The organism is Methylobacillus draconifructus (genome assembly GCF_045984385.1).
GTDB lineage: Bacteria > Pseudomonadota > Gammaproteobacteria > Burkholderiales > Methylophilaceae > Methylobacillus > Methylobacillus flagellatus_A.
The window spans coordinates 364,307-389,012 of the sequence record NZ_JBJQIJ010000003.1 but is presented as its reverse complement, the minus strand read 5'-3'; the positions used below and the strand labels follow the sequence as shown (position 1 = coordinate 389,012).

The 24,706-nt window shown below is 57.1% G+C and carries 25 protein-coding genes; 18 read left to right on the top strand and 7 right to left on the bottom strand.

The genetic code is table 11. The annotated features are described in order from the left end of the window. Positions 1 to 71 precede the first annotated feature (71 nt). Both oadA and ACKF11_RS08150 read right to left on the bottom strand, forming a co-directional pair. On the bottom strand, positions 72 to 1,922 hold the full coding sequence (gene oadA, locus ACKF11_RS08155) for a sodium-extruding oxaloacetate decarboxylase subunit alpha (RefSeq protein WP_407996651.1): 1,851 nt from the start codon (positions 1,920 to 1,922) through the stop codon (positions 72 to 74). A 38-nt stretch (positions 1,923 to 1,960) separates the two neighbouring features. Then, positions 1,961 to 3,379 carry an acetyl-CoA carboxylase biotin carboxylase subunit gene (locus ACKF11_RS08150; protein ID WP_407994896.1) on the bottom strand — a complete coding sequence of 473 codons (1,419 nt, stop codon included), beginning with the start codon at positions 3,377 to 3,379 and terminating at the stop codon, positions 1,961 to 1,963. Positions 3,380 to 3,452: 73 nt separating this feature from the next. On the opposite strand from ACKF11_RS08150, the gene ACKF11_RS08145 reads away from it, so the two are divergent. The 17 genes from ACKF11_RS08145 to ACKF11_RS08065 all read left to right on the top strand — a co-directional run bounded on the left by ACKF11_RS08145 (position 3,453) and on the right by ACKF11_RS08065 (position 17,933). Next, positions 3,453 to 3,977, top strand: a complete 525-nt coding sequence (locus tag ACKF11_RS08145; protein ID WP_407996650.1) for a YceD family protein — start codon at positions 3,453 to 3,455, stop codon at positions 3,975 to 3,977. 18 nt (positions 3,978 to 3,995) lie between these two features. Then, complete coding sequence (rpmF, locus tag ACKF11_RS08140; protein ID WP_230341835.1) at positions 3,996 to 4,175, top strand: 50S ribosomal protein L32; 180 nt, start codon at positions 3,996 to 3,998, stop codon at positions 4,173 to 4,175. 73 nt (positions 4,176 to 4,248) lie between these two features. Further along, complete coding sequence (gene plsX / locus ACKF11_RS08135) at positions 4,249 to 5,292, top strand: phosphate acyltransferase PlsX (RefSeq protein WP_407996649.1); 1,044 nt, start codon at positions 4,249 to 4,251, stop codon at positions 5,290 to 5,292. Between the two features lie 9 nt (positions 5,293 to 5,301). Further along, positions 5,302 to 6,258, top strand: a complete 957-nt coding sequence (locus ACKF11_RS08130; protein WP_287111516.1) for a beta-ketoacyl-ACP synthase III — start codon at positions 5,302 to 5,304, stop codon at positions 6,256 to 6,258. A gap of 41 nt (positions 6,259 to 6,299) precedes the next feature. Further along, on the top strand, positions 6,300 to 7,229 hold the full coding sequence (gene fabD / locus ACKF11_RS08125; RefSeq protein ID WP_407996648.1) for an ACP S-malonyltransferase: 930 nt from the start codon (positions 6,300 to 6,302) through the stop codon (positions 7,227 to 7,229). Positions 7,230 to 7,250: 21 nt separating this feature from the next. Next, on the top strand, positions 7,251 to 7,985 hold the full coding sequence (gene fabG, locus ACKF11_RS08120) for a 3-oxoacyl-ACP reductase FabG (RefSeq protein WP_407996647.1): 735 nt from the start codon (positions 7,251 to 7,253) through the stop codon (positions 7,983 to 7,985). Positions 7,986 to 8,098: 113 nt separating this feature from the next. Then, entirely contained in the window at positions 8,099 to 8,335 is a 237-nt protein-coding gene (gene acpP, locus ACKF11_RS08115; RefSeq protein ID WP_011479726.1) for an acyl carrier protein, read from the top strand. A gap of 38 nt (positions 8,336 to 8,373) precedes the next feature. Continuing rightward, positions 8,374 to 9,606 (top strand): beta-ketoacyl-ACP synthase II, encoded by a 1,233-nt coding sequence (fabF, locus tag ACKF11_RS08110; RefSeq protein WP_407996646.1) that lies wholly within the window; start codon positions 8,374 to 8,376, stop codon positions 9,604 to 9,606. A 328-nt stretch (positions 9,607 to 9,934) separates the two neighbouring features. Continuing rightward, positions 9,935 to 10,750, top strand: a complete 816-nt coding sequence (pabC, locus tag ACKF11_RS08105; protein WP_407996645.1) for an aminodeoxychorismate lyase — start codon at positions 9,935 to 9,937, stop codon at positions 10,748 to 10,750. A 1-nt stretch (position 10,751) separates the two neighbouring features. After that, positions 10,752 to 11,756 (top strand): endolytic transglycosylase MltG, encoded by a 1,005-nt coding sequence (mltG, locus tag ACKF11_RS08100; RefSeq protein ID WP_407996644.1) that lies wholly within the window; start codon positions 10,752 to 10,754, stop codon positions 11,754 to 11,756. Beyond that, a complete protein-coding gene (gene tmk, locus ACKF11_RS08095; protein ID WP_407996643.1) occupies positions 11,746 to 12,357 on the top strand; it encodes a dTMP kinase in 612 nt (203 codons plus the stop codon). The genes mltG and tmk overlap by 11 nt, the downstream gene beginning before the upstream one ends. Continuing rightward, positions 12,354 to 13,358, top strand: a complete 1,005-nt coding sequence (gene holB / locus ACKF11_RS08090) for a DNA polymerase III subunit delta' (protein ID WP_407996642.1) — start codon at positions 12,354 to 12,356, stop codon at positions 13,356 to 13,358. The genes tmk and holB overlap by 4 nt, the downstream gene beginning before the upstream one ends. A gap of 8 nt (positions 13,359 to 13,366) precedes the next feature. Then, positions 13,367 to 13,738 (top strand): PilZ domain-containing protein, encoded by a 372-nt coding sequence (locus ACKF11_RS08085; RefSeq protein ID WP_407994887.1) that lies wholly within the window; start codon positions 13,367 to 13,369, stop codon positions 13,736 to 13,738. 46 nt (positions 13,739 to 13,784) lie between these two features. Next, positions 13,785 to 14,561, top strand: a complete 777-nt coding sequence (locus ACKF11_RS08080; RefSeq protein WP_407996641.1) for a TatD family hydrolase — start codon at positions 13,785 to 13,787, stop codon at positions 14,559 to 14,561. Further along, the gene (locus ACKF11_RS08075; protein ID WP_407996640.1) at positions 14,552 to 15,322 is read left to right on the top strand and encodes an MBL fold metallo-hydrolase; all 771 of its coding nucleotides are present in this window, start codon (positions 14,552 to 14,554) and stop codon (positions 15,320 to 15,322) included. The genes ACKF11_RS08080 and ACKF11_RS08075 overlap by 10 nt, the downstream gene beginning before the upstream one ends. A gap of 61 nt (positions 15,323 to 15,383) precedes the next feature. Continuing rightward, positions 15,384 to 15,758 carry a hypothetical protein gene (locus tag ACKF11_RS08070; protein ID WP_407996639.1) on the top strand — a complete coding sequence of 125 codons (375 nt, stop codon included), beginning with the start codon at positions 15,384 to 15,386 and terminating at the stop codon, positions 15,756 to 15,758. 432 nt (positions 15,759 to 16,190) lie between these two features. Continuing rightward, positions 16,191 to 17,933, top strand: coding sequence for a putative bifunctional diguanylate cyclase/phosphodiesterase (locus ACKF11_RS08065; RefSeq protein ID WP_407996638.1), 1,743 nt, complete (start codon positions 16,191 to 16,193; stop codon positions 17,931 to 17,933). Positions 17,934 to 17,938: 5 nt separating this feature from the next. On the opposite strand, the gene ACKF11_RS08060 is transcribed toward ACKF11_RS08065, so the two are convergent. The 5 genes from ACKF11_RS08060 to gloB form a co-directional block, all read right to left on the bottom strand. Next, positions 17,939 to 18,769 carry an ABC transporter permease gene (locus ACKF11_RS08060; protein WP_407996637.1) on the bottom strand — a complete coding sequence of 277 codons (831 nt, stop codon included), beginning with the start codon at positions 18,767 to 18,769 and terminating at the stop codon, positions 17,939 to 17,941. Next, positions 18,766 to 19,785 carry an ABC transporter permease gene (locus ACKF11_RS08055; protein WP_309565312.1) on the bottom strand — a complete coding sequence of 340 codons (1,020 nt, stop codon included), beginning with the start codon at positions 19,783 to 19,785 and terminating at the stop codon, positions 18,766 to 18,768. The genes ACKF11_RS08060 and ACKF11_RS08055 overlap by 4 nt, the downstream gene beginning before the upstream one ends. 58 nt (positions 19,786 to 19,843) lie before the next feature. After that, positions 19,844 to 21,499 (bottom strand): peptide-binding protein, encoded by a 1,656-nt coding sequence (locus ACKF11_RS08050; RefSeq protein ID WP_407996636.1) that lies wholly within the window; start codon positions 21,497 to 21,499, stop codon positions 19,844 to 19,846. A gap of 12 nt (positions 21,500 to 21,511) precedes the next feature. After that, positions 21,512 to 23,074: a lytic transglycosylase gene (locus ACKF11_RS08045; RefSeq protein WP_407996635.1), complete on the bottom strand. Its 1,563-nt coding sequence runs from the start codon at positions 23,072 to 23,074 to the stop codon at positions 21,512 to 21,514. A gap of 114 nt (positions 23,075 to 23,188) precedes the next feature. Next, positions 23,189 to 23,941 carry a hydroxyacylglutathione hydrolase gene (gene gloB, locus ACKF11_RS08040; RefSeq protein WP_407996634.1) on the bottom strand — a complete coding sequence of 251 codons (753 nt, stop codon included), beginning with the start codon at positions 23,939 to 23,941 and terminating at the stop codon, positions 23,189 to 23,191. A 51-nt stretch (positions 23,942 to 23,992) separates the two neighbouring features. Here gloB and ACKF11_RS08035 point away from each other — a divergent pair, with 51 nt between their 5' ends. Further along, positions 23,993 to 24,703 carry a methyltransferase domain-containing protein gene (locus ACKF11_RS08035; protein WP_407996633.1) on the top strand — a complete coding sequence of 237 codons (711 nt, stop codon included), beginning with the start codon at positions 23,993 to 23,995 and terminating at the stop codon, positions 24,701 to 24,703. Positions 24,704 to 24,706: the final 3 nt, after the last annotated feature.

Below are 24,706 nucleotides of genomic sequence, written 5' to 3'. Positions count from 1 at the left end.
CGTTACTGATGAGGCAAAAATAGCAATAAAAAAGCCGGCCTGGGCCGGCTTTTGGCAGAAAGCTCAACGCCTCAGTCGGGCTGGATTTCCAGCAAGGCTTCGTCCGGCGTGACGCTATCGCCCTTCTTGACGTTAATCGCCACGACGACGCCGCTCTTGGAAGCCTGGATTTCGTTTTCCATCTTCATGGCTTCGATCACAAGAACCGCATCCCCGGCATTCACCTTGTCGCCCACGTTGACCTTGACGTCCACAATGGTGCCGGGCATGGCGGTGGTGACGCAGCCGGCATGAGTCGGGCGAGGACGTCCGCTACCGGTAGTGCTGCTTGCCTTCTTTTTCGCTTCGCCGCTGCTTTGGCCGCCGGACACCTCGATTTCATTCAGGGTTTCCACGACGACTTCTTCCGCCACGCCATCCACCGAAACATAGAATGGGCGCTGCTCTTCGCCATGGTGGCCGCTGCCGGTCAGCTTGATATGGAAAGTCTCGCCATGCAATGTGACATTGAACTCGGTAGGCGCGAAGCGCGAGTGGGACTCGCTGGAGGTGACGGCTTCCTTGTCAAGCAGGGGCTCGGGCTTGAGCGTACCGGCATTGCGCTCTTGCAGGAAGGTTTTGGCCAGGTCCGGGAACATGGCGTAGGTGAGCACATCTTCCTCGCTCTTGGCCAGGCCTTCTACCTCATTGCGCAGCTTTTCCATTTCCGCGGTCAGGAGGTCGGCAGGGCGGCACTCGATGACTTGTGCATTGCCGACGGCCAGGCTGCGGACGTCCGGGTTGACTGTGGAAGGCGCCTTGCCGTAATGGCCCAGCAGGTAGTTCTTCACTTCGTTGGTCACGGATTTGTAGCGCGCGCCAGTCATGACGTTCAGCACCGCCTGGGTACCGACGATCTGGGAAGTGGGGGTGACCAGCGGAGGGTAGCCGAGGTCTTCGCGTACGCGCGGGATTTCGTCCAGCACTGCGTCCATGCGGTCCAGAGCGCCTTGTTCTTTCAACTGGTTGGACAGGTTGGAAATCATGCCGCCCGGCACCTGGTTGACCAGCACGCGGGTATCCACGCCGGTGAATTCGCTTTCGAACTGCCAGTACTTCTTGCGCACTTCGCGGAAGTAGGCCGAGATTTCCTGCAACAGGCCGATATCGAGGCCGGTGTCGTATTCGGTGCCCTTAAGTGCTGCGACGATGCTCTCGGTGGTGGGCAGGCTGGCGCCTTCGGCAAATGAGGAAATGCAGCCGTCGACGATGGCAACGCCATTGTCTACCGCACGCTGGATCGACATGCTGGCCAGGCCGGAAGTGGCATGGGCATGCAAGTGGATAGGCAGGCTGACCGCCTCGCGCAAGGCCTTGACGAGGTCGCCCGTTACCTGCGGCGTGAGCAGGCTCGCCATGTCCTTGATGGCGATGGTGTCGCAACCGAAGCTTTCCAGTTCCTTCGCCAGGTTGACGAAATAGGGGATGTCATGCACGGGACTGGTCGTGTAGCTGATAGTGCCTTCTGCATGCTTGCCGACCGCCTTGACCGCTTCGATGGAAACCTTGAGGTTGCGCAGGTCGTTCATGGCGTCGAAGATGCGGAACACGTCAATACCGTTGTCGGCGGACTTTTGCACAAAGGCGCGGACCACGTCATCCGAGTAGTGGCGGTAGCCCAACAGGTTCTGGCCGCGCAACAGCATCTGGATGCGCGTGTTGGGCAATGCCTTGCGCAATTTTTTCAGGCGCTCCCAGGGGTCTTCGCGCAGGTAGCGTACGCAGGCGTCGAATGTCGCGCCGCCCCAGGCTTCCAACGACCAATAGCCGACAGCATCGAGTTTGGAACAGATGGGCAGCATGTCGTCGGTGCGCATGCGGGTCGCAATCAGCGACTGGTGACCATCACGTAGAACTACATCGGTTACATGTACTTTTGCCATAATCTTTTTCTACCACTTCAAGGTGTTAATTTTAAGCCTCAGATACCCTCGTGGGCAGCTATGGCGGCTGAAATCGCCGCTGCAATCAGTTCGCGCGGGAACTGGGTTGCATAGTTGGCAAGCTCGGGATGGGACTCGACAAAGCTGGTGTTGAACTGGGCATTGCGGAAGTCCTGGTGCTTGAGGATTTCCTGATAATAAGGAATCGTCGTCTTGACGCCGTACACCACCGTGTCGTTGAGCGCGCGGCGACCGCGTTCCACCACGCTTTCCCAATTCAGCGCCCAAACGGTGAGCTTGGCGCACATGGAGTCGTAGTAGGGCGGGATCACGTAACCGCTGTACATGGCGGCGTCCATGCGGATGCCCGGGCCGCCGGGGGCGTAGTAGCGGGTGATCTTGCCGAAGCTGGGCAGGAAGTCGTTCTTGGGGTCTTCCGCGTTGATGCGGAATTCCATGGCAAAGCCGCGGTACTGCACTTCCGACTGCTTGTACTGCAGGCGCTGGCCGTCGGCGACGCGGATTTGCTCCTGCACGATATCGATGCCGGTGATCTGCTCGGTCACGGTATGCTCCACCTGCAAGCGGGTGTTCATTTCCATGAAATAGAAGTTGTTGTCGGAATCGAGCAGGAACTCGACCGTCCCCGCGTTTTTGTAGCCTACGGCCTTGGCCGCCTTGACGGCCAGGTTGCCGATATACTCGCGCTGCGCCTTGCTCAATTGCGGGGAAGGCGCAATCTCGATCAGCTTCTGGTTGCGGCGCTGGATCGAACAGTCGCGCTCGAACAGATGGATGACGTTGCCGTGGCTATCCGCCAGCACCTGCACCTCGATATGGCGCGGATTGACCACACATTTTTCAAGGAACACTTCCGGCTTGCCGAACGCCTTGCTGGCTTCGGAAATGACGCGGTCGTAGTTGCCTAGCAGCTCTTTTTCGTCGTTACAGCGGCGAATGCCGCGGCCGCCGCCGCCGTTGGTGGCTTTCAGCATCACGGGATAACCGATCTTGGCGGCGAGCTTGCGTGCTTCTTCCAGGTTTTCCAGGTTGCCGTCGCTGCCGGGCACGCATGGGATGCCAGCCTTGATCATGGCGGTACGCGCCTGGATCTTGTCCCCCATCTGACGAATCACCTTGGCGTCGGGCCCGATGAACTTGATGCCGCGGCGCGCGCAGATTTCAGCGAGCTCGGGGTTCTCGGAAAGGAAGCCATAGCCAGGGTGCAGCGCGTCGCACCCCGATGCGACGGCAAGATTGACGATATTATGTGCATTCAGGTAGCCCAGCACCGGATCGGATCCGATGTTGTAGGCCTCGTCCGCCTTTTTGACGTGCAATGCGTGGCGGTCAGCATCAGAATATATAGCAACAGACTTGATGCCCATCTCGGAGCAGGCGCGTACGATACGCACGGCAATTTCGCCACGATTGGCAATTAGAATTTTTTTGATCACGTAGTAAACCTAAACCTGAAAAATAGTGCTGATTTTTGACAGGGAAACCCGCAAATTATATCATGCGCGGCTTATGACTGCACAAGCAATCCACATGCCTGTTATCAACAGTCTCGACTTCTCGAGAAAAGCGCAAGAGTTTCATGATATAATCCCGCTCTTGCGATTTTCTCGCTTGGGTGAATATCTGGCCGATACCGATGGTTCGCTGGAAATCACCTTGAATGGCAGGGCGGACGAGTCGGGCAAACCCACGCTTCATTTAGAAGTGCGCGGTGCGCTCAAGCTGACTTGTCAGCGTTGCCTGGATTCATTTGAATACCCGCTGGATGTGGCTGCAGATTTTGTGATCGTCACCAGTGAAGATGCGATTCCATCGCCAGATTCAGATGAATATGACGATGAGGTGGATTACTTGGTGGCGGAAACGCAAATGCCGGTGATAGACCTGGTAGAAGACGAGATATTGCTGACTTTGCCGTTGGCACCCAAGCATGCTGAAGAGGCGTGCGGCGGCGCGGGCAAGGTCGAGTTGGAAAAACCAAGTCCTTTTGCTGTGTTAAAAGGTTTTAAAGCCGGCAAAAGCCAAAACGATTAGTTTAATTAGGAGCAAATTATGGCCGTTCAACAAAATAAAAAGTCACCATCCAAGCGTGGCATGCACCGTTCCCACGACTTCCTGACCAACCCGCCTCTGGCAGTTGAGCCAACCACTGGCGAAACCCATCTGCGTCACCACGTCAGCCCTAACGGCTATTACCGTGGCCGCAAGGTATTGCCAGCCAAGGGTGAGTAATCTCCCTGGGTTTGCAGGTTTATGCGCCAGCCTTTACGGCTGGCGCTTTTGTATTTAACCTCCGATTGTGAGCATGGATATAACTGTTGCTATCGACGCGATGGGAGGCGATCATGGCCCTCATGTCACCATTCCCGCCGCGCTCAACGCTATCAAGCAGGATAGCCAATTAAACATCATTCTTGTCGGCTTGAAGGATGTGATCGAGGCCGAGCTTTCTGCCAACAAGGCGGCGGCAGGCCCGCGCCTCAGGATCCACCATGCCACTGAAGTGGTGGCAATGGACGAATCTCCCCAGAGCGCGCTCAAGAACAAAAAAGATTCCTCCATGCGTGTGGCCATCAACCTCGTCAAGAGCGGCGAGGCCAATGCCTGCGTCAGCGCCGGCAATACCGGAGCCCTGATGGCGACGGCGCGTTTTGTCCTCAAGACGCTGCCGGGCATAGACAGGCCTGCGATCGCAGGCATACTGCCAACCCAAAAAGGCCGGGTTTACATGCTGGACCTCGGCGCCAATGCCGACTGCACTCCCGAGCATTTGCTGCAATTCGCCATCATGGGCGCCATGCTGGTGTCCTGCGTCGAGCACAAGGAGCGGCCTACCGTGGGCCTGCTCAACATCGGCTCCGAGGACATCAAGGGCAACGAGGTGGTGAAACAGGCGGGCGAACTGCTGCGCGCGAGCCATCTCAATTTCTATGGCAATATCGAGGGCAACGACATCTACAAGGGCACGACCGATGTCGTGGTCTGCGACGGCTTCGTCGGCAATGTCGCCCTCAAGACCTCTGAAGGTCTGGCCCAGATGGTCAATCGTTTTTTGACGCAGGAATTCAAGCGCAATTGGCTGACGAAGCTGACGGCATTGATTGCCATGCCCGTGCTGAAGGCCTTCAAGCGAAGGCTGGATCATCGCCGCTATAACGGCGCCACCTTCCTAGGCTTGCGCGGCGTCGTGGTGAAGAGCCACGGCGGCGCAGACAGCCTGGCGTTCCAATATGCGATCCAGGCGGCGGCGGAAGAGTCGCGCAACGGCGTCCTGAACCGTATCACCGAGCAACTCGAAATCGAGCACCTCAAGCCGCAGCCTGCTGCGCTGGGTGCCGAGAATATATAAAGAGGGCATATGACCATCTATTCGCGCATCTTGGGAACCGGCAGCTATTTGCCGGAGAAGATTCTGACCAACGCTGATCTTGAGCGCATGGTCGATACAACGGATGAGTGGATCTATACCCGTACCGGCATCCGCCAGCGGCATATTGCCGCCGAGGGCGAATTCACCAGCGACCTGTCCTTCCATGCCGCACAGCGTGCACTGGAGGCTGCGGGCGTCACTGCAGATGCCGTGGATTTGATCATTGTCGCCACCACGACGCCCGACCGCGTGTTTCCGAGCACGGCTTGCCTGCTGCAGCACAAGCTGGGCAATACGGGCGCGCCTGCGTTCGATGTGCAGGCGGTATGCAGCGGCTTCATCTATGCGATTGCCACTGCCGATAATTTCATCCGCAGCGGCGCGGCGCGCACCGCGCTCGTGGTGGGCGCCGAGACCATGTCGCGCATCACCGACTGGACCGACCGCAGCAACTGTATCCTCTGGGGGGACGGCGCCGGCGCGGTGGTGCTGGGTGCCAGCGACCAGCAGGGCATCATCTCCACCCATCTGCACGCAGACGGCAGCTACACAAAACTGCTCAATGTGCCGACTGGCGTTTCCAACCGCGGCGAGGACAAGACCATCCATATGGAAGGCAACGCCGTGTTCAAGATCGCGGTGAATACATTGGATGCCATCGTCGATGAAACGCTGGAAGCCAACGGCATGCAGAAATCGGACATCGATTGGCTGGTCCCGCACCAGGCCAATATCCGCATCCTGCAGTCGACCGCGCGCAAGCTGGGCATGGAAATGGACCGGGTGGTGGTCACCGTGGACAAGCACGGCAACACTTCCGCCGCATCCGTACCGCTGGCCCTGGATGTCGCCGTGCGCGACGGGCGCATCAAGCGTGGCGAAACCGTGCTGATGGAAGCATTTGGCGGCGGCTTTACCTGGGGCTCCGTGCTCCTCAAGTATTAATTCATTCAAACGATTCCTTACGACCTAAAAAGGCCGCATTCATGAATTTCGCATTTTTCTTTCCCGGGCAAGGCTCGCAATCCGTCGGCATGATGCAGGGCTTTGGCGACCTTGCCGTGATCAAGGACACATTCGTCGAGGCCTCCGATACGCTTGGCGTCGATTTCTGGCGCATGGCGACCGAGCCCAACGACGCGCTCAACCAGACCACCAATACCCAGCCGTTGATGCTGGCGGCGGGTGTTGCGACATGGCGCGCGTGGCAATCCCAGGGCGGGCCATTGCCGACCGTGCTGGCAGGTCATAGCCTGGGAGAATACACCGCGCTGGTTGCGGCCGGCATCGTGTCCTACGAAGCTGCATTGCCTCTGGTGCGCTTCCGTGCCGACGTCATGCAGCGCGCGGTGGCCGAAGGCGTCGGCGCCATGGCGGCCGTGCTCGGGCTGGACGACGATACCGTCCGTGCGGCCTGTGCCGAGGCGGCGCAAGGAGAGGTGCTGGAAGCAGTCAACCTGAACTCTCCGGGCCAAGTCGTGATCGCCGGGCACAAGGCTGCGGTTGAGCGCGGTATCGAGGCTGCCAAGACCAAGGGCGCCAAGCGCGCCTTGCTGCTGCCGGTCAGCGTGCCGTCCCATTGCGCCCTGATGAAGCCTGCGGCGGATGAGCTGGCCGAGTATCTCAAGGATGTAGGTTTCGCATCCGCCCAAATCCCAGTGCTGCATAATGCGGATGTGGCTGCATATGAAGATGCGGCCAAGGTCAAGGATGCCTTGGTGCGCCAGCTTTACAGCCCTGTGCGCTGGGTGGAAACCGTGCAGGCTGTGCATGCCTCCGGCGTGACTGCCAGCGCGGAGTGCGGTCCTGGCAAGGTATTGGCCGGGCTGGTCAAGCGCACGGTGGCCGAGCTGCCATGCATTGCATTGGTCAACCAGGAAGCGCTGGCGGAAGCCCAGGCGCAATTCAATCAATAATCATCGAGGAGGAGGGCAATCATGCTGGAAGGGCAAATTGCACTTGTTACAGGCGCCAGCCGCGGTATTGGCGCCGCCATTGCGCAGGAGCTGGCAAAGCAGGGCGCCAAGGTAGTCGGCACCGCGACCAGTGAGTCCGGCGCTGCCAATATTACCCAGGCGTTGAGCGCCCATGGCGGCATCGGCCTGGCGCTGGATGTCAATGACCCCGCGCAGGTCGAGGCCGTATTGAAGAGCATCGCCGGCCAGTTTGGCGATGTCGGCATCCTGGTGAACAATGCGGGGATTACCCGCGATACCTTGCTGATGCGCATGAAGGACGAAGACTGGGATGCCGTGATCGCGACCAACCTGACTTCCGTCTACCGGATGTCGCAGGCGGTGCTGCGCCCGATGATGAAGGCCAGAAGCGGCCGTATCATCAATATTTCTTCCGTAGTGGGCCATATGGGCAATCCCGGCCAGGCCAACTATGCGGCGGCCAAGGCCGGCATGGCGGGGTTCACGCGCTCGCTGGCGGCAGAGGTCGGCAGCCGGGGCATTACCGTCAACTGCGTGGCGCCAGGTTTCATCGATACCGACATGACGCGCGAACTGCCAGACAATGTACGCGAAGAACTCTTGAAGCGCGTGCCGGCCGGCCGGTTTGGCGACGTGGCCGACATTGCTGCGGCAGTAAGCTTCCTCGCATCTCCGGCCGCTGGATATATCACAGGCGAAACCCTGCACGTGAACGGCGGCATGTACATGGCGTAATGCCCTGTATGGCGGCCTATATCATTAGTCATTCTGTTTTTGAATTCCTCGGGACTTTTGATAGAATAGCCCGAGCTTTTTTAAGCGACTTAAACTTGAAAGGAATAATTTAGATGTCTGACATCGAACAACGCGTTAAAAAGATCGTTTCCGAACAACTGGGTGCAAACGAGGCTGACGTCAAGAACGAATCCTCCTTTGTTGACGATCTGGGTGCTGATTCTCTCGACACCGTGGAATTGGTGATGGCGCTGGAAGAAGAATTCGATTGCGAAATTCCTGACGAAGAAGCCGAAAAGATTACAACAGTTCAGCAAGCGATTGACTACGTCAACGCAAACCTGAAGTAAGCTTTTTTCCCCAATTTCCGTTTTTACTTGGAGTTGCCTTGTCCAAGCGTAGGGTAGTTGTAACTGGCCTAGGCGTTGTGTCACCAGTCGGTATTGGTGTACAAACATCCTGGGCCAATCTTGTGGCCGGTCAATCCGGTATCACCAATATCACTAAATTCGATGCCAGCCCTTTTGCCTCGCAAGTTGCAGGTGAAGTGAAGGGCTTCGACGTATCGCAATATCTTCCCGCCAAGGAGGCTCGCCGTATGGATACCTTTATCCAATACGGCATGGCTGCCGCGATCGAGGCAGTGAAGGATGCGGGCATCGAAGTGACTGAAGAGAATGCCGAGCGGATTGGGGTTTCCATCGGCTCCGGCATCGGCGGCCTGCAATTGATCGAGGATACGGACAAGGTTTATCACGAGTCCGGTCCGCGAAAGATTTCGCCTTTCTTCATTCCCGGCACCATCATCAACATGATTTCGGGCAACCTTTCCATCATGTATGGGTTCAAGGGTCCGAACGTCGCTATCGTGACGGCTTGTACTACAGGCACGCATTCGATTGGCGACGCAGCCCGCATGATTGAATATGGTGATGCCGACATCATGGTGGCCGGCGGTGCCGAGGCGCCGATTACTGAGCTTGGCGTGGGCGGCTTTGCTGCCGCACGTGCCTTGTCGACCCGTAACGATGATCCTGCCACGGCCAGTCGTCCCTGGGATGCCGACCGCGATGGTTTCGTGATTGGCGAAGGGGCCGGTGTCCTTGTGCTGGAAGAGTATGAGTCGGCCAAGAAGCGCGGTGCCAAGATCTATGCGGAGCTGGTAGGGTACGGCATGAGTGCCGATGCGTACCATATGACGGCTCCCAGCATGGATGGTCCTCGCCGCTCGGTGGTCAATGCATTGAAGAATGCGGGCCTCAATCCCGACCAGATCCAGTTCGTGAACGCGCACGGCACATCCACGCCGTTAGGCGACGTGAATGAAACCAATGCGATCAAGGCTGCATTTGGCGACCACGCCAAGAACCTGGTGGTGAATTCCACCAAGTCGATGACGGGCCACTTGCTGGGCGGTGCGGGCGGATTGGAGTCGGTATTCACCGTACTCTCCATCTATCATCAGGTATCTCCGCCGACCATCAATATCTTCAATCAGGATACTGAATGCGATTTGGATTTTTGTGCCAATGAAGCCAGGGATTTGAGGATTGATGCGGCCGTGAAAAACAACTTCGGTTTTGGTGGTACGAACGGCAGCCTGGTATTCCGCAAGATTTAACTCACACTTAAAACGAAGCAAACTCCGTAAAGGCCCGTGCACTCTTATGAAGAGTCACGGGCCTTTATGCACAGATTTGTGGCATATGACAGTAAGATGTCGTCTTTACTGCTTGTTTATATAGATGTTTTTATAAATCATTGATTTTTAAAAATAAAATTATCTGCCTAAAAACTGGGCGATTCAAAAAAACTGTAATGGTAACGGTAGCTTAGCAGTACTTTCCGAAGTCCATCCACAAAATTATCCACAGCTTTTGTGGAGAGAAAATCTTTCTAAGCCGGTGCATATGCTTTAGCATGGACGGCTGTTGATTTTACATATCCCAATGAGCACAACCACCTTCCTGATTAACGGTGTCCCCGATGCGGGGGTGTCCCCGCTGGATCGCGGACTTGCTTACGGCGATGGCGTATTTCGCACCATCCGCGTGGTACAGGGGCAGCCGGCAGCCTGGGCAGAGCACTATGCCAAATTGGCCGACGACAGCAGGCGCCTCCAACTGCCGTGTCCTGACGAACCTACCTGGCAAGCCGATATAGCCCGGCTGTTTGCGGACCAGGGCAATGGCGTCGCCAAGCTGATATTGACCCGCGGCATCGCCGAGCGCGGATATGCGGTTGCCGATCGCGTCAGCGTCACGCGTATCGCCATCCGCAGCCTATTGCCCGGCTATCCTGAACAGAATGCCGACGCAGGTATTCGAGCGCATCTTTGCAGCACCAGGCTGTCGCACCAGCCTCTGCTGGCCGGCATTAAGCACCTCAACCGTCTGGAAAACGTACTTGCCAGGCAGGAGTGGACCGATCCAGGCGTCAGCGAAGGGGTGATGCTGGACCAGGACGGCCTGGTGATTGAGGGGGTAATGAGCAATATCCTGGCACGCTCAGGTACAATATTGGCGACGCCCGGCCTTGAGCGCTGCGGTGTCGCTGGTATTACCCGCCAACGTATTCTGGATATTGCGCCCGGCCTTGGATTGACTCCCGTGATCACCTCGTTGACGCTCGCCGAGCTGATGAACGCCGACGAGGTGCTGATGTGCAATAGCCTTTACGGCGTCTGGCAGGTTGTGGATTTCAATGGCCGAACCTGGCCGGCAGGCCAACTGGCTGGCAGGTTGCGGCGAATTTTGCAGGAATAGCATGCGCATATTGAAGAGCTTGTTTGTGCTGGTGACCTTGCTGGTCATCGCATTTGCCGCATGGATGGCTTATTTTGTTACCATCCCCTTGCAGTTTCCCACCAAGACAGTCGAGTTCGATTTGCGTATGGGCAGCAGCCTGCGCACCATTTCCCAGCAGTTGGTCGACCAGGGTGTGCTCAAGGAGCCGTGGAGCTTCATCCTGCTGGTCAGGGCCATGAAAATGGCCGGCGGCATCAAAGCCGGCAACTATTTGCTGGAGTCGGGCCAGACGCCGTACGAACTGTTCATCACCCTTAGCAACGGCAACGTGACCCAGGACAGCATTACCTTCATCGAGGGCTGGACCTTTGCCCAGATGCGCCAGGCGCTGAACAACCACGAATCGGTGCGCCACCTCACCATGGCGTATACCGATGAAGAGATCATGCGCAACATAGGGGCTGCCGGCAGTCTCCCTGAAGGATTGTTCTTTCCCGATACTTATTTCTTCAGCAAGGGCATGAGCGACCAGGACATCCTCAAGCGTGCGAACGTCGCGATGCAGAACCGCCTGAAGGCGGCATGGGAACAGCGCTCGGCAGGCTTGCCCTACAGCTCTCCGTATGAGGCCTTGATCATGGCCTCCATCGTCGAGAAGGAGACGGGCAAGGCGAGCGAGCGCGCCGTCATTGCAGGCGTATTTCTCAACCGCCTGCGCATCGGCATGCGCTTGCAGACCGATCCCACCGTGATCTATGGCATGGGCGAAGCGTTTGACGGAAACTTGCGCAAGAAGGACTTGTTGCGCGATACGCCGTTCAATACCTATACGCGGGTCGGCTTGCCTCCCACGCCTATTGCCATGCCGGGCATGGCCGCCATTACCGCGGCATTGCACCCGGCCAAGACCGATGCATTGTATTTCGTCGGCAAGGGCGATGGCAGCCATCAATTTTCCCGTACCCTGACCGAACACAATCGCGCAGTGGTGCGATATCAATTGAAAGGCGGAAATGCGCGGTAAATTCATTACGCTGGAAGGCATGGATGGCGCGGGCAAGAGTTCGCACATAGAGGGCATCATCGCAGCGCTTAAGGCCCGCGGGCTGGAAGTGGTTTCCACACGCGAGCCCGGCGGCACCCAATTGGGGGAGAAATTGCGCGAATTGCTGCTGCATGAGCGCATGCATGCGGAAACCGAAACCCTGCTGATGTTCGCGGCACGGCGCGAACATATTGCCGAAGTGATAGAGCCGGCATTGGCGCGTGGTGCCTGGGTGGTGTCAGACCGCTTCACCGATGCCTCGTTTGCCTACCAATGCGGCGGGCGCGGCGTGCCGCGCGAAAAGGTCGAGTCGCTGGAGGCATGGGTGCAACAGGGCCTGCAGCCGGACCTGACCCTGTTGTTCGACGTACCGGTGGAAATCAGCGTGGCGCGTCTGGCCGCGGCCAGGACGCCAGACAAGTTCGAGCGCGAAAGCGCAGAATTCTTCCGCCGCATCCGCAATGGCTATCTTGCGCGCGCCGAAGCCCAGCCGCAACGTTTCCGGCTGGTTGACGGCAACCGCCCGCTGGATGAGGTCAGGGTGGATGTGCTCGATATCATGCAGAAGTTCGGAGCATGACAAGCCAGCGTTATCCCTGGCATGCCAGCACCTGGCAGCGTTTGCAGCAGTCGCGCGCACGCAGGCATCATGCCTTGCTGCTGAGAGGAAAACAGGGCATCGCCAAACTGGAGTTCGCCAATACATTGGCACAGTCGCTGTTGTGCCAATCGCCCGCTGATGATGGCTATGCCTGCGGCCATTGCGTCAGCTGCAGCTGGTTCGTGCAAAACAGCCATCCCGATTACCGCCTCTTGACGCCGGAGCAGGAGGATGCTGCCGAGCCTGCGGCAGCCAGCAAGAAGCCAGCCCGCAAGAGCACGCAGATATCCGTGGCGCAGATACGCGAGCTTGCCGGTTTCCTCGAGCTTTCCAGCCACCAGAACGACGGGTTGCGCATCGTCGTGATCCACCCGGCTGACGCCTTGAACCAGACTTCAGCCAATGCCTTGCTGAAAATGCTGGAAGAGCCGCCGGCCGACGTCATCTTCATCCTCGTGACCAGTCACCCCCAGCGCCTGCTGCCCACGATAATGAGCCGCTGCCAGCAATTGGAAATGCCTGCCCCTTCGGAGGCGGAAACACTGGCATGGCTAGAGCAGCAAGGCATTAAGGACGCCCAGTACTGGCTGGCTTATAGCGGAGGGTCGCCGCTCAGCGCTGCGGAGGCGGCAGCCGGCAGCGACAAAATGCAGCTAGTGCCAGCGCGACTTGCCCTGGGCCAGAAGCTCGATCCGTTCGGCTCGGCCAGCGAGTTTGCCGCCCTCGGCATGGAAGAGGCGACGACCGCATTGCAGAAATGGCTGTACGACCTTGTCGCTGTCAGCTTGGGCGCGGTCCCGCGTTACCATGTGCGTGATAGCGCGGCTTTGCAAGCACTGGGCAAAAGCGTAGACTTGAGCGCATTGCTGACGTTCCAGCGCCAGGTGGATGAAGCGAGGCGTTCGGCCAGCCATCCTTTGAATAACGAACTGCAACTCGAGCATTTGTTATTGCAGTACAGCAAGCTGTTTTCCGGATAGAGGTCAACATGAGCGAACAAGAAGACGCAGACAAGCAGGCAACGCACAAGCCCAGCGTGCTGTCGCTTGCGATCAAGGAAAAGGCGGCCTTGTATGCGGCGTATATGCCTTTTATCCTGGGGGGAGGATTGTTTATCCCAACCAACAAGTCATTCCATATCGGCGACGAAGTCTTCATGCTGCTCAGCTTGCTTGACAACCCCGACAAGCTCAAAGTGGCCGGCCGGGTGGTCTGGATCAGCCCGGTCGCGCATGGCAACCGCCCGCAAGGGATAGGGGTGCAGTTGAGCGAGAAGGACGGCGGCCTTCAGGCGCGAAACCAGATCGAAGGTTTGTTGGGTAATGCGTTGAAGTCGCAGCGGCCTACGCACACGATGTAATAGTTTGCTTTAATACTAATTCTTAATTTATTGATTTATTTGTTTTATGTTGGTTGATTCCCACTGTCATCTGAATTTCCCAGAATTGCGTCAAAACCTTGAAGCCCTGCGTGGCGCCATGCAGCAAGAGCGGGTCGGGCATGCGTTATGCATCTCCGTGACATTGCCTGACTTTCCCGACGTGCTTGCCGTGGCTGAGGCATATGATAATTTCTATGCCTCTGTCGGCGTGCATCCGGATTATGAAGACGAGCCGGATTTCACCGAGGACCAACTGGTCGAACTGGCGGCACATCCCAAAGTGGTCGCTATCGGCGAGACCGGCCTGGATTATTTCCGCCTTACCGGCGACCTCGAGTGGCAGCGCGAGCGTTTCCGTACGCATATCCGGGCTGCCATCCGTGCGAAAAAGCCGCTGGTGATTCATACGCGCAATGCAGCGGAGGATACGCTGCGCATCATGCGGGAAGAGCACGCGGAGCGGGTGGGCGGCGTCATGCATTGCTTTACCGAAAGCCTGGAAGTTGCCCTGGCTGCGATAGAGCTCGGCTTCTACATCTCTTTTTCCGGCATCGTGACGTTCAAGAATGCCGTGGCATTGAAAGAGGTGGCCAAGACATTGCCGCTGGACCGCATTCTGGTCGAGACCGACTCCCCGTACCTGGCTCCTGTGCCGTTTCGCGGCAAGCTCAACCAGCCTGCCTACGTGCGCTATGTCGCCGAGGAAATCGCCAATCTGCGCGGCATCGGCTATCAGGAAGTCGAGCTGGCGACCACGGAAAACTTCTTCCGCCTGTTCAAGGATGCGCGCCCGTGCGCCTGACCATGCTGGGCGTCGGCTCCAGCGCCGGCACGCCGGTGATCGGCTGCCAGTGTGCCACCTGCCTGTCAGACAACCCCAAGAACAAGCGCAGCCGCTGTTCCTCGTTAATCACCCTGGGCAACGGCAAGAACATCCTCATCGATACCGGCCCTGATATCCGCTTGCAGGCATTGCGTGAAGGCATGACCCATGTCGATGCCGTGCTTTACACCCACACGCATGCGGATCACCTGCATGGCATTGACGACTTGCGCGCCTTTTGCCAGAAGCAGCGTCAACAGATCCCCCTATATGGCAAACCGGACGCGATGGCGCATATCGTCAGCAAGTTCGGCTACGCGATCCGCGAACCCGGGAATTACTGGGATTTGCCCATTCTGAGCGTGAACCCGGTCGAGCGCGCATTCGATTTGTTCGGTGCCCGGATAATCCCGGTGCCGATAATGCACGGCACCCTGGAAATGTATGGATACCGGCTTGGCAGGATGGCATACCTGACTGATGCCTCCGCCATTCCCGATACATCGATGGAACTGTTGCACGGCCTTGATGTCTTGTTGCTGGATTGCTTGCGCTACACTCCGCACTATACGCATTTCAGCCTTGAACAAAGCCTGGAACAAGCAGCCATCATCGGCGCGAAGCAAACCTATCTCATCCATATGACACATGAAATGGAGTACGAGGCGGTCAGCAAAATGCTGCCATCCTCCGTACAGGTAGGGTATGATGGACTCAAGCTTGAAATAGCTGATTTTTAATGAAAAGGGCTTGCCGCATGACGGATGGGCCCTATATACAGAGGAAGAAGGAGTTGTTGTAATGGCATTGCACAAGAAGTGTTTATTGGTGGTTGGCGCGTTGCTCGCATCTATCATGGTAACTGCACCCGTGATGGCCGAGCCTAAAAAGACGACCTACACCGAAGAGGAGTTTCTAAGCGCCTTCGGTAACAAGACGCGCAGCGTTGTCGCCAAGCAGCTTGGCGAGCCGCTCAAGAAGGAGCAGTCTGTGAAGCCAAGCAACGCGTCCACTGTCATTGGACGCCCGACGGACAAGCAGGGTAAGCCTGACCAGGTGGAGATGTGGTACTACAAGGACTTGGTGAAATATGACCCTAAGCGGACTTATAAAACCATCGAGTTGACATTTGTAAATGACCGATGTGTCAATATTGCATTTTTTAACAACAGATAATCAAGGCCGGGAAATCCCGGCTTTTTTGTTTTTATTCAATAAATTAATGATAGTTTATTTTGTGTGAGCCAGCTAAATAGGCCAAATGTACTATTCTCAAATTGTGGAAATCGATTGACGCTTTAATTGTCGCCAATTTAACATTTAACGATTGGTTAAAGCTTATTACTCGATTGCGGGCATTCAATACGCATGGCAATCGTTGTAAAAACAAGCGATATTTTTTTACCAAAATAACCATTTTAAAATAATGGTTATGTATTTTGCAGTAGTCACAATATCAATAACACCGAAAGTGATGAAATGGCGTTTTTCACGGGGAATATGAATGGCGTAGGGTTTGTTGTGCGGACCGGTGCCCTGGCTGCCACTTTACAAGGCTTTAAATGTCCGCAATGGCTGAGCAGGTTGCTGCACCATTTGCTGCCAAGCATGGAACTGCGGGATCAATATGAGCTGCTGCAACACGAAGTCGCCGAGTTGAGAAAACGCCTGCAGGAGGCGGAGAGCGAACTCAGGATTACCCGCCATGCCTTTGAAAGCCAGGACGGCATTCTGGTAACGGATGCCAACAATATCATTTTGAAGGTCAATAGCGCCTTCACCCGCCTGACTGGATACCGCCAGGACGAGGTAGTGGGCATGACGCCTTCGCTACTGAAGTCAGGCCGGCAGGATGCGTTGTTTTACCGCAGGATGTGGAATGAGTTGCGCGAGCATCATTACTGGCAGGGCGAAGTCTGGGACAAACGCAAGGACGGCACCATTTACCCCAAGCTGCTAACGATCAGGGCGATCACCGATGACCGCAGCCATATCATCAACTACATCGCCACTTTTTCCGATGTCAGCCAGCAGAAAGAGGCCAAGGAAAACATCTATCGCCTGGCTTTCTATGATCCGCTGACCCAGTTGCCCAACCGGCGCTTGTTGATGGATCGGCTTTCGCTGGCATTGGTGAATAGTCAAAAAAATAAAACCTATGGCGCCATTTTCTTCATCGACCTGGATAACTTCAAGACGCTGAATGATACCAAGGGTCATGATTTCGGCGACCTGCTGCTGACCGAGGTTTCCTCCAGGCTACGCAGCTCGGTGCGGCAAAACGACATGGTGGCCAGGTTCGGCGGGGACGAGTTCCTGGTGGTGCTGGAAGACATCAGCGGCGATGAGCAGCTTGCGACGCAAGGCGCCTTGCGCGTAGCGGAAAAGGTATGCCAGGCGATCAGCCATACCTACGAGCTTAAGGGCTATCGCTACCACTGCACGGCCAGTGTCGGCATCAGCATCCTGAGCGGCGAAGACAATATCCATGAAATCCTGCGCCGTGCGGATACGGCGATGTACCAGGCCAAGCAGACCGGGCGCAATACCTATTGTCTGTTCGACCCCCACATGCAGGAAATGATAGAGCGCAAGGCAGGGCTGGAGGCGGACCTGCGCATGGCAGTCAGCCAAAACCAGCTTCTGCTTTATTATCAGGTTCAGGTAGACGCAGAGCAACACGCTTACGGGGCCGAGGTGTTGCTGCGCTGGCTGCATCCAGTGCGTGGCCTTGTGCCGCCTGCCCAATTCATCTCCCTTGCCGAGGAAACCGGGCTGATCCTGCCCATCGGCCATTACGTGCTCAGCGCCGCCTGCCAGCAGCTCAAGGCATGGGAGCGGCATGAACATACCCGCGACCTGGTGCTGTCAGTCAACATCAGCATCCGCCAGTTATGCCAGGAGGATTTCGTCAAGCAGATCAGGGACATATTGGAAGCAACCAAGATCAATCCCTCACGCCTCAAAATCGAATTGACGGAAAGCCTCATCATGGAGGGAACATCGGACAATGCGCAGAAAATGCTGGAGCTGCAGCAGCTGGGGATTCATTTTGCCATGGATGATTTCGGCACCGGCTATTCTTCATTGGTGCACCTGAAGCGCTTGCCGTTGAACCAGCTCAAGATAGACCGCAGCTTCGTCGGCAATATCGTGCACAATGCCAACGACGCCGTGATCGTAAAAGCGATTATCGCGATGGCGGCAGCGCTGGACCTGCAAGTGATTGCCGAAGGGGTGGAAACCCGTGAGCAAATGGAAATGCTGCGGCAGTACGGCTGCACGGCATTCCAGGGCTACCTCTTCTCCAAGCCGCTACCGCTGGAGGAATTCCACGGCTTGCTGCATTAATCAATCTACCTGCTGCGCGATTGCGATGAGCGCGGGTCGTATACGTCGCGCAGGCCCTCGCCGAATAGGTTGTAGCCTAATACGGTAATCAAAATAGCCAGCCCGGGGAATAGGGACAGCCACCAGGCAAATTGAATATATTCCTTGCCGTCGGTGAGGATATTGCCCCATGACGCTTGCGGCGCCTGCACGCCTAACCCCAGGAAGCTCAGGCCGGACTCGATCAATACTGCGCTCGCTACGCCAAGTACCGAGCTGACGATCACGGGCGTCATGCTGTTGGGCAGCAAGTGCCTGAAAATCAGTCGATTGTCGCTGGCCCCCAGGGTTTCCGAGGCCATGACGAATTCGCGGTTGCGCAGGCTCAGGAATTCGGCCCGTACGAGGCGGGTGACGCCCATCCAGGAAGTCAGGCCGATAATGATCATGATGTTCCAGATGGATGGCGTCAGGAATGCGATGACAGCCAGGATCAGGAAGAAGGTAGGGATCGACAGCATGACATCGACAGCCCGCATGATGAGCATGTCCACCCAGCCGCGATAATAACCCGCGATCGCGCCGAGGATGATGCCGATGACTGTGGCAATGCCGACGGCAACCAACCCGACAAGCAAAGAAATACGTGCCCCGAACAGCATGCGCGAAAATACATCGCGGCCCAGCGCGTCAGTGCCCATCCAGTGGCTGGAGGAAGGGCTCAGCAAAATCGCCTTGACGTCGATGGCATCCGGTTCGTATGGCGCGATCAACGGCGCAAGCAATGCCAGCAGGAAAATGCTGACGATGATGATGAAGCCGGCCAGGGCCAAGGGGTTCGAAAGCGCGCGCTTCATTGCATCACTCCACGACGTACGCGCGGGTCGGCCCAGGCGTAGGCCAGGTCGGCCAGCAGGTTGCCCAGCAGCGTCAGCGCCGAGCCTATGGTGAGTATGCCCATGATGACTGGGAAGTCCCGCATCAATACGGCATCGTAGAACAGCTTGCCCATGCCGGGAATGGCAAAGATGGATTCCGCGATCACGGAGCCGCCTATCAGTCCGGGGATGGAAAGGCCGAAAATCGTGATGAGCGGCAACAATGCATTGCGCAGGGCGTGGCCATAGACCACGGTATTTTCCGGCAGGCCCTTGGCGCGCGCGGTGGTGATGTAATCCTGGTGCAATACGTCCAGCATACCGTTGCGCACGAACAAGGAAATGCCTGCCAAGCCGCTCAATGCCGAGATGAACACCGGCAAGGCCAGGTGTTTTAATGCATCCCAGGCGTAGGCGAGCCAATGCATATGTTCGGCACCCTGGCTGTGCAGCCCTGAAATGGGAAGCCAGTCATTCATGACGCCGGTCCAGTACATGAGCAGCAATGCCAGCCAGAAGCCCGGGATGGCAAACCCGACGAAGACGAACAGGGTGATGGCGCGGTCCGGGAGGCGGTTCTGCGTCAGGGCCGAGACGACGCCTAGCGGCAGCGCGATGACGATGATCAGGCCCAGGCTCAATACATTGATGAGCAGGGTAATGGGCAGCGCTTCCTGGATCATGCCCGGCGTAACGTTGCCATCCTTGTCCTTGGTTTGCCAGAACACCGGGCGTTGATGGGAGGCGAATGAAGTGCCGAAATCCAGCTTGACCATGCGCTGCAGCCACAGGCCGTACTGCACGATCACGGGCTTGTCCAGGTTGTAGAGTTCTCGCAGCTTCTGGCGCGACTCCTCGCTGGCCTTGGGGTCGAAGCCGGCCTCGGTGGTCGTGATGTCGCCAGGCGCGAGATGGATGATCAGGAAGGAAACCAGGCTGATGCCGATCAGCAGCGGCACCATCCAGAACAGGCGCTTCAATAGGTATTTCAGCATGCGCAGGCCTTCCTGCAAGACGGTCCAAGGTCAGCGAGCATATTGGCAGCAACCGGCATCACTGGCTGATCTCCGTGCGACGCAATGGCCTGGGAATGTACCAGTCCTGTGAATTGTGCCCGATCCCGGCAGGCGGGGCAGGGTTGTCTATGCCCTTGATGCGCTTGTGCATGGCTTGCAGGCCGTAGCCTGCGAACAGGTAGACGATGGGGCTGTCCTCAAGCAGGATCTCTGCGAATTCGTGGTAGGTGCTCATGCGCTTGTCCGGGTTGAGCTCCATGCGTCCGCGCTCCAATAGGCGGTCAACGCGCTGGTTCTTGTAGCCGATGAAGTTGAACTGGCCCGGCGCCTGCTGGGATGAATGCCAGATGGCATACTGGTCCGGGTCGACCGCCAATTGCCAGCCGAGCAATACCACGTCGAAGTCGCCGGTCTTGATGAAGCGGCCGATGAAGCTGGCCCATTCCAGCACCCTGATCTGCACATCGATGCCGATCTCCTTGAGCCGGCGCTGAATCAGCACTGCGCTCATTTCACGCTGCTTGTTCTGGTTGGTGAGAATCTCGAAGGAGAGCGGCTTGCCGTTGCGCTCCAGGATGCCGCTCCTGTTTTTCTTGAACCCGGCCTCCTCAAGCAAGGCCCTGGCTTTGGCGGGGTCGTAACTGTATGGCTTGAGGTTGGGATTGGACCAGCGGGTGCCCGGCTTGTAAGGGGAGGCGACCGGCTCCCCCATGCCCAGCAACACGCCGTCGATCAGCTCCTGCTTGTTGATGGCGTAATTGATGGCTTTGCGCACCCGGACATCGTTGAAAGGCTTGCGCTTGAGGTTGAAGCCAAGGTAGGTGTAGCTATTGCCCAGCTCCTTGTAAAGCGAGAATTTTTTCTGCAATTCTGGCCGTGCGGGGAAGATACGCGCGTATTGCACCGGCGACAGCGCCATGGTGTCGATATTGTTGGCCATCAGCTCGAGGAACTGCGAAGCCTCGTCAGGGATGAATCTGCTCACCAGGCGTTCTATCCTCGGTATTCCCTGCGTGGAAAGGGGATTGCTCACGAGGGAAATCTGCTCGCCAGAACGCCATTTTTCCAGTTTGTAGTAATGGCTGCCCACCGGGTTTCGGGCAAAAGGCGTATTGTTGATATCTTTGCCTTCCAGCAGGTGCTTGGGCAGGATGTCCAACCCCGCCCAGGAATTGACCGCCGGGGCGTAAGGCTCGGCGTAGCTTACCCTGAAAGTGCGCGCATCAGGCGTTTCGGCCTTGATGACGAGCTTGTAGTCGGAGGCGTAGGGCGTCCTGGTCTTGTCGTCGGTGATGAGCTTCCATGTGAAGAGGACGTCCGCGCTGGTGAGCGGCTTGCCGTCCGCCCATTTCAGGTTGGGCTTGAGCTTGAAGGTGATGACTTTCTGGTCCGGGGAAATCTGCCATGACTCGGCCAGCTCCCCCTCGAATTCCAGATTCCTGTCATAGCGCAGCAAGCTGCTGAAGATGTTCTGCGCCACTGCGGATGCAGCAGCCTCGCCAGCAATCATCGTAATCAAGCCGCTGGGTTCGCCGCGCGTGGCGTCAATCATCGTGCCGCCGTTTTCCGGCGGGTATTCAAGATCATAGTTGACTGCTTGCTCGACAGGAGCGCGGCCGCAGGCTGCAAGGCAGGCGGCCAATAATACGGTCACGACGGCAGGGCAACTCAGTGCTGGAAAGAGGTCACGCATGCGGGAAAGCCATCAAGCCTCGTCGGGACGGGAAACCGTCAATTTGTTGCCTGGTGCAATGTGGGAGCCGGTCAGGTTGTTCCAGCGCTTCAAATCCTTGCTTTGCACGTCGAACTTGCGTGCAATGCTGTCCAGGGTGTCGCCGCGCTTGACGACATAATGCCGGCTGGCGACCTTCTTCGCTGCGGAGGATGCGGTAGGCGATCCTGTAACGGTGAGCGCCTGGCCGGGCTTCAACGTGCTCGATTTCAAGCCGTTCATGCTCATTAGTTGCTGGTTGCTGATGTTGTAGCGTTTGGCAATGCTGCTGATGGTATCGCCGCTTTTTACCGTGTGCTTGATCGTGCTGGGTAGCGTCACGCTGGCGGCGGCAATCGCGATCTGCCCGTGGTCGGCGATAGCAATCGCGGTATCGCTGACTGTGTCCGCCTGTACTGGAACCAGCAGCGGCATATTGCTGTTAAGGTTGTTCGCACTCAGGCCGTTGATGTCGCGCAGCTTTGCCGGGTCGATGCCGAACTTACGCGCAATGCTGTCCATACGTTCGCCTCGCTTGGCGTGGTAAGTTTGCCAATTGACCAGCGGCTTGTCGTAGACGGCCAGATTGTTGGTGAAAATCTCGGCCGCGCTGATCGGCAGCAGGATTTCATGCACTTGGCCGTTGGTGGTGAGTACCGGGCGGTTGTATTCGGGATTGAGCGAAGCGAATTCTTCAGCGGAGATTTCGGCCAGCTCTGCAGCCAGTTTCGCGTCGATCTGTTGCGGGGCGGTGACTTTGACGAAGTAGGGGCGGTTGGGAATGCTCTGTATGTTCAGGCCGTAGCGTTGGGGGTTGGTCATGATGTTCTTGACCGCCTGCAGCTTGGGCACGTAGTTTTTTGTTTCGTCGGACAGTTCCAGGCTCTGGTAGTCAGTAGGCAGGCCCAGGCTGCGGTTACGGGCAATCGCGCGGCTCACCGTGCCTTCACCCGCGTTGTAGGCCGCCAGGGCGAGATCCCAGGTGCCAAACATGATATAGAGCTTCTGCAGGTAGTTGAGCGCGGCGTTGGTCGCGGCAGTGACGTCGCGGCGGCCATCCGTCCACCAATCCTGCTTGAGGCCGAAATTCTTGCCGGTCGACGGGATGAATTGCCAGATTCCCGAGGCGCTGCTGCGCGAGAGCGCCTGTGGATTGAATGCGCTTTCTATCATGGGCAGCAGCGCGATTTCTGTGGGCATGCCGCGTTTCTGCACTTCTTCAACGATATGGTAGAGATAGCGCTGGCTGCGGTCTACCATGCGCTTGACGTAGTCTGGGCGCGAAGAGTACCAGCTTTCGTGCGTGCTGGTGATCGGGGACTGCAGTTCAGGGATGCCATAGCCGTCGCGAATCCGCTGCCACAAGTCAAAGGTGGCGAGGTTTTCCTGGCTCTGGAGATTGGCGCTGTCAGGCATGTAGCCTGCAATATCATCGCTGGGATAATCCCCGAGAATGACGATCTCGTCGCCGACCACATTGGTGACAGCGTAAGCTGCGGGAGCTGTAATGATAGGTGACGCCAGTAATACCAGCTTCAGCAGGGACTTCACAGTCATTCACACTTCTCGTGATGGCTTCGGGTGCTAGGATAGTAGCGAATGAGGGAATGCAGCGTCAAGTCTATGGCAAAAATAAACACCCAACTTGAAGTAACTTCATTATGTTGATGATTAAAAATGGTTTCTCATCTCCCGGATTGCCGTAAAAACATTCACCGGATCTGGCGTCGCACTGCCTGATGCCGCGATCACGCCAGGCTCGTGGCAGCGCAGGAAAGGATTGGTGTCCAGCTCCAATGCCAGGCTGGAAGGCAGGCTGGGCAGGCCTTTGGCGCGCAAGGCGCTGGTTGCCTGCTGGCGGGCAAGCAATGCCTCATGGCTAGGTTCTAGGGACAAGGCGAATTCCAGATTGTGTTCGGTATATTCATGTGCGCAATACACTTTTGTATCCGCAGGCAATTCCGTCAATTGCTGCAGGGATGTGTACATCTGCTCAGGAGTCCCTTCAAACAGGCGGCCGCAGCCTGCGCCAAACAGGGTATCGCCACAGAACAGCATGCCGTTGCCGCAATAAGCCACATGGCCCAGGGTATGGCCGGGGACTTCCAGTACCGATAGGGAAAGCGCAGGCTTGGCAAAATCCAGCCGGTCGCCGGCAACGACCGGCTGGTGCGGAAACGGGTATTGCTCTTTCTCAGGTGCGAATGCCCGGGCTGACGTGGCGTGGATCAGCTCTTCCACGCCGCCAATATGATCCATGTGGTGATGGGTGACCAGGATGGCATTCAGCTGTAAACCTAGCGCGGACAGCGTCTCCAATACAGGCTGGGCGTCACCTGGGTCCACCACGACGGCGTGGCCATGCTGGTGCAATAGCCAGATATAATTGTCCTTGAAGGCAGGAACCGGGATAATCTCAAGCATCTAAGCGATCAGTCAATGTGCGATGTCTATTAATGATATGTTGGGAGCCTGATGTCAATAGAGAAGCAAGAACAATGGCTTGCCAGCCCATTAGGACAATACCTGCAGGAGCAGGAACAGGCCTTGTTTGACCGGGTGGTGCACGATATCTTCGGCTTCAATGCCATGCAGTTCGGCATGCTGCAGATGCCATTGTTGCGGCATTGCCGCATTCCATACCAGTTCAATGCCGACGTCGCGAACGGCTCGATACGCTGCGCATCCCATCAATTTCCATTGCAGGCGGACAGCCTGGATTTGTTGTTGTTGCCGCATACCCTGGATTTCAGCGAGCATCCGCACCAGACCTTGCGTGAAGCCGCCCGTGTATTGGTGCCGGAGGGGCATATTGTGATCACCGGCTTCAACCCGGTCAGCGCCTGGGGCGCGCGCCGCCTGGCCAGCGATCATGACGTTTATCCCTGGGATGCGAATTTTCTCAGCCTGATGCGGGTCAAGGATTGGCTGGCGCTGCTGGACTTCGAAGTCGTCGAGGTCACAATGGCATGCCATATGCCGCCTTTCCGCAATAGCAGCGGCCATGGGCGCCTTGGCAGGATCGAGCGTCTCGGGGCAAGGCTGTGGCCCTTGATGGGTGGGATATACTTTGTCCTGGCCAAAAAACGGGTCGTCAGCATGCGCCTGATCAAGCCAGCATGGAACAAGTCCAAGCTCAAGGCCGGCCTGTTGCCCACTCCAACCCAAAAAACGGATATACAGTAAAAA

Excerpts from the sequence above, each read along its gene's own strand:
- ACKF11_RS08045 (WP_407996635.1), bottom strand. The coding sequence starts at position 23,074 with ATGACTGTGAAGTCCCTGCTGAAGCTGGTATTACTGGCGTCACCTATC.
- ACKF11_RS08055 (WP_309565312.1), bottom strand. The coding sequence starts at position 19,785 with ATGCTGAAATACCTATTGAAGCGCCTGTTCTGGATGGTGCCGCTGCTG.
- tmk (WP_407996643.1), top strand. The coding sequence starts at position 11,746 with ATGCGCGGTAAATTCATTACGCTGGAAGGCATGGATGGCGCGGGCAAG.
- ACKF11_RS08060 (WP_407996637.1), bottom strand. The coding sequence starts at position 18,769 with ATGAAGCGCGCGCTTTCGAACCCCTTGGCCCTGGCCGGCTTCATCATC.
- acpP (WP_011479726.1), top strand. The coding sequence starts at position 8,099 with ATGTCTGACATCGAACAACGCGTTAAAAAGATCGTTTCCGAACAACTG.
- mltG (WP_407996644.1), top strand. The coding sequence starts at position 10,752 with ATGCGCATATTGAAGAGCTTGTTTGTGCTGGTGACCTTGCTGGTCATC.
- pabC (WP_407996645.1), top strand. The coding sequence starts at position 9,935 with ATGAGCACAACCACCTTCCTGATTAACGGTGTCCCCGATGCGGGGGTG.
- ACKF11_RS08130 (WP_287111516.1), top strand. The coding sequence starts at position 5,302 with ATGACCATCTATTCGCGCATCTTGGGAACCGGCAGCTATTTGCCGGAG.
- ACKF11_RS08145 (WP_407996650.1), top strand. The coding sequence starts at position 3,453 with ATGACTGCACAAGCAATCCACATGCCTGTTATCAACAGTCTCGACTTC.
- ACKF11_RS08050 (WP_407996636.1), bottom strand. The coding sequence starts at position 21,499 with ATGCGTGACCTCTTTCCAGCACTGAGTTGCCCTGCCGTCGTGACCGTA.
- plsX (WP_407996649.1), top strand. The coding sequence starts at position 4,249 with ATGGATATAACTGTTGCTATCGACGCGATGGGAGGCGATCATGGCCCT.
- rpmF (WP_230341835.1), top strand. The coding sequence starts at position 3,996 with ATGGCCGTTCAACAAAATAAAAAGTCACCATCCAAGCGTGGCATGCAC.
- ACKF11_RS08065 (WP_407996638.1), top strand. The coding sequence starts at position 16,191 with ATGGAACTGCGGGATCAATATGAGCTGCTGCAACACGAAGTCGCCGAG.
- fabD (WP_407996648.1), top strand. The coding sequence starts at position 6,300 with ATGAATTTCGCATTTTTCTTTCCCGGGCAAGGCTCGCAATCCGTCGGC.
- ACKF11_RS08070 (WP_407996639.1), top strand. The coding sequence starts at position 15,384 with ATGGCATTGCACAAGAAGTGTTTATTGGTGGTTGGCGCGTTGCTCGCA.
- holB (WP_407996642.1), top strand. The coding sequence starts at position 12,354 with ATGACAAGCCAGCGTTATCCCTGGCATGCCAGCACCTGGCAGCGTTTG.
- oadA (WP_407996651.1), bottom strand. The coding sequence starts at position 1,922 with ATGGCAAAAGTACATGTAACCGATGTAGTTCTACGTGATGGTCACCAG.
- ACKF11_RS08085 (WP_407994887.1), top strand. The coding sequence starts at position 13,367 with ATGAGCGAACAAGAAGACGCAGACAAGCAGGCAACGCACAAGCCCAGC.
- ACKF11_RS08080 (WP_407996641.1), top strand. The coding sequence starts at position 13,785 with ATGTTGGTTGATTCCCACTGTCATCTGAATTTCCCAGAATTGCGTCAA.
- fabG (WP_407996647.1), top strand. The coding sequence starts at position 7,251 with ATGCTGGAAGGGCAAATTGCACTTGTTACAGGCGCCAGCCGCGGTATT.
- gloB (WP_407996634.1), bottom strand. The coding sequence starts at position 23,941 with ATGCTTGAGATTATCCCGGTTCCTGCCTTCAAGGACAATTATATCTGG.
- ACKF11_RS08035 (WP_407996633.1), top strand. The coding sequence starts at position 23,993 with ATGTCAATAGAGAAGCAAGAACAATGGCTTGCCAGCCCATTAGGACAA.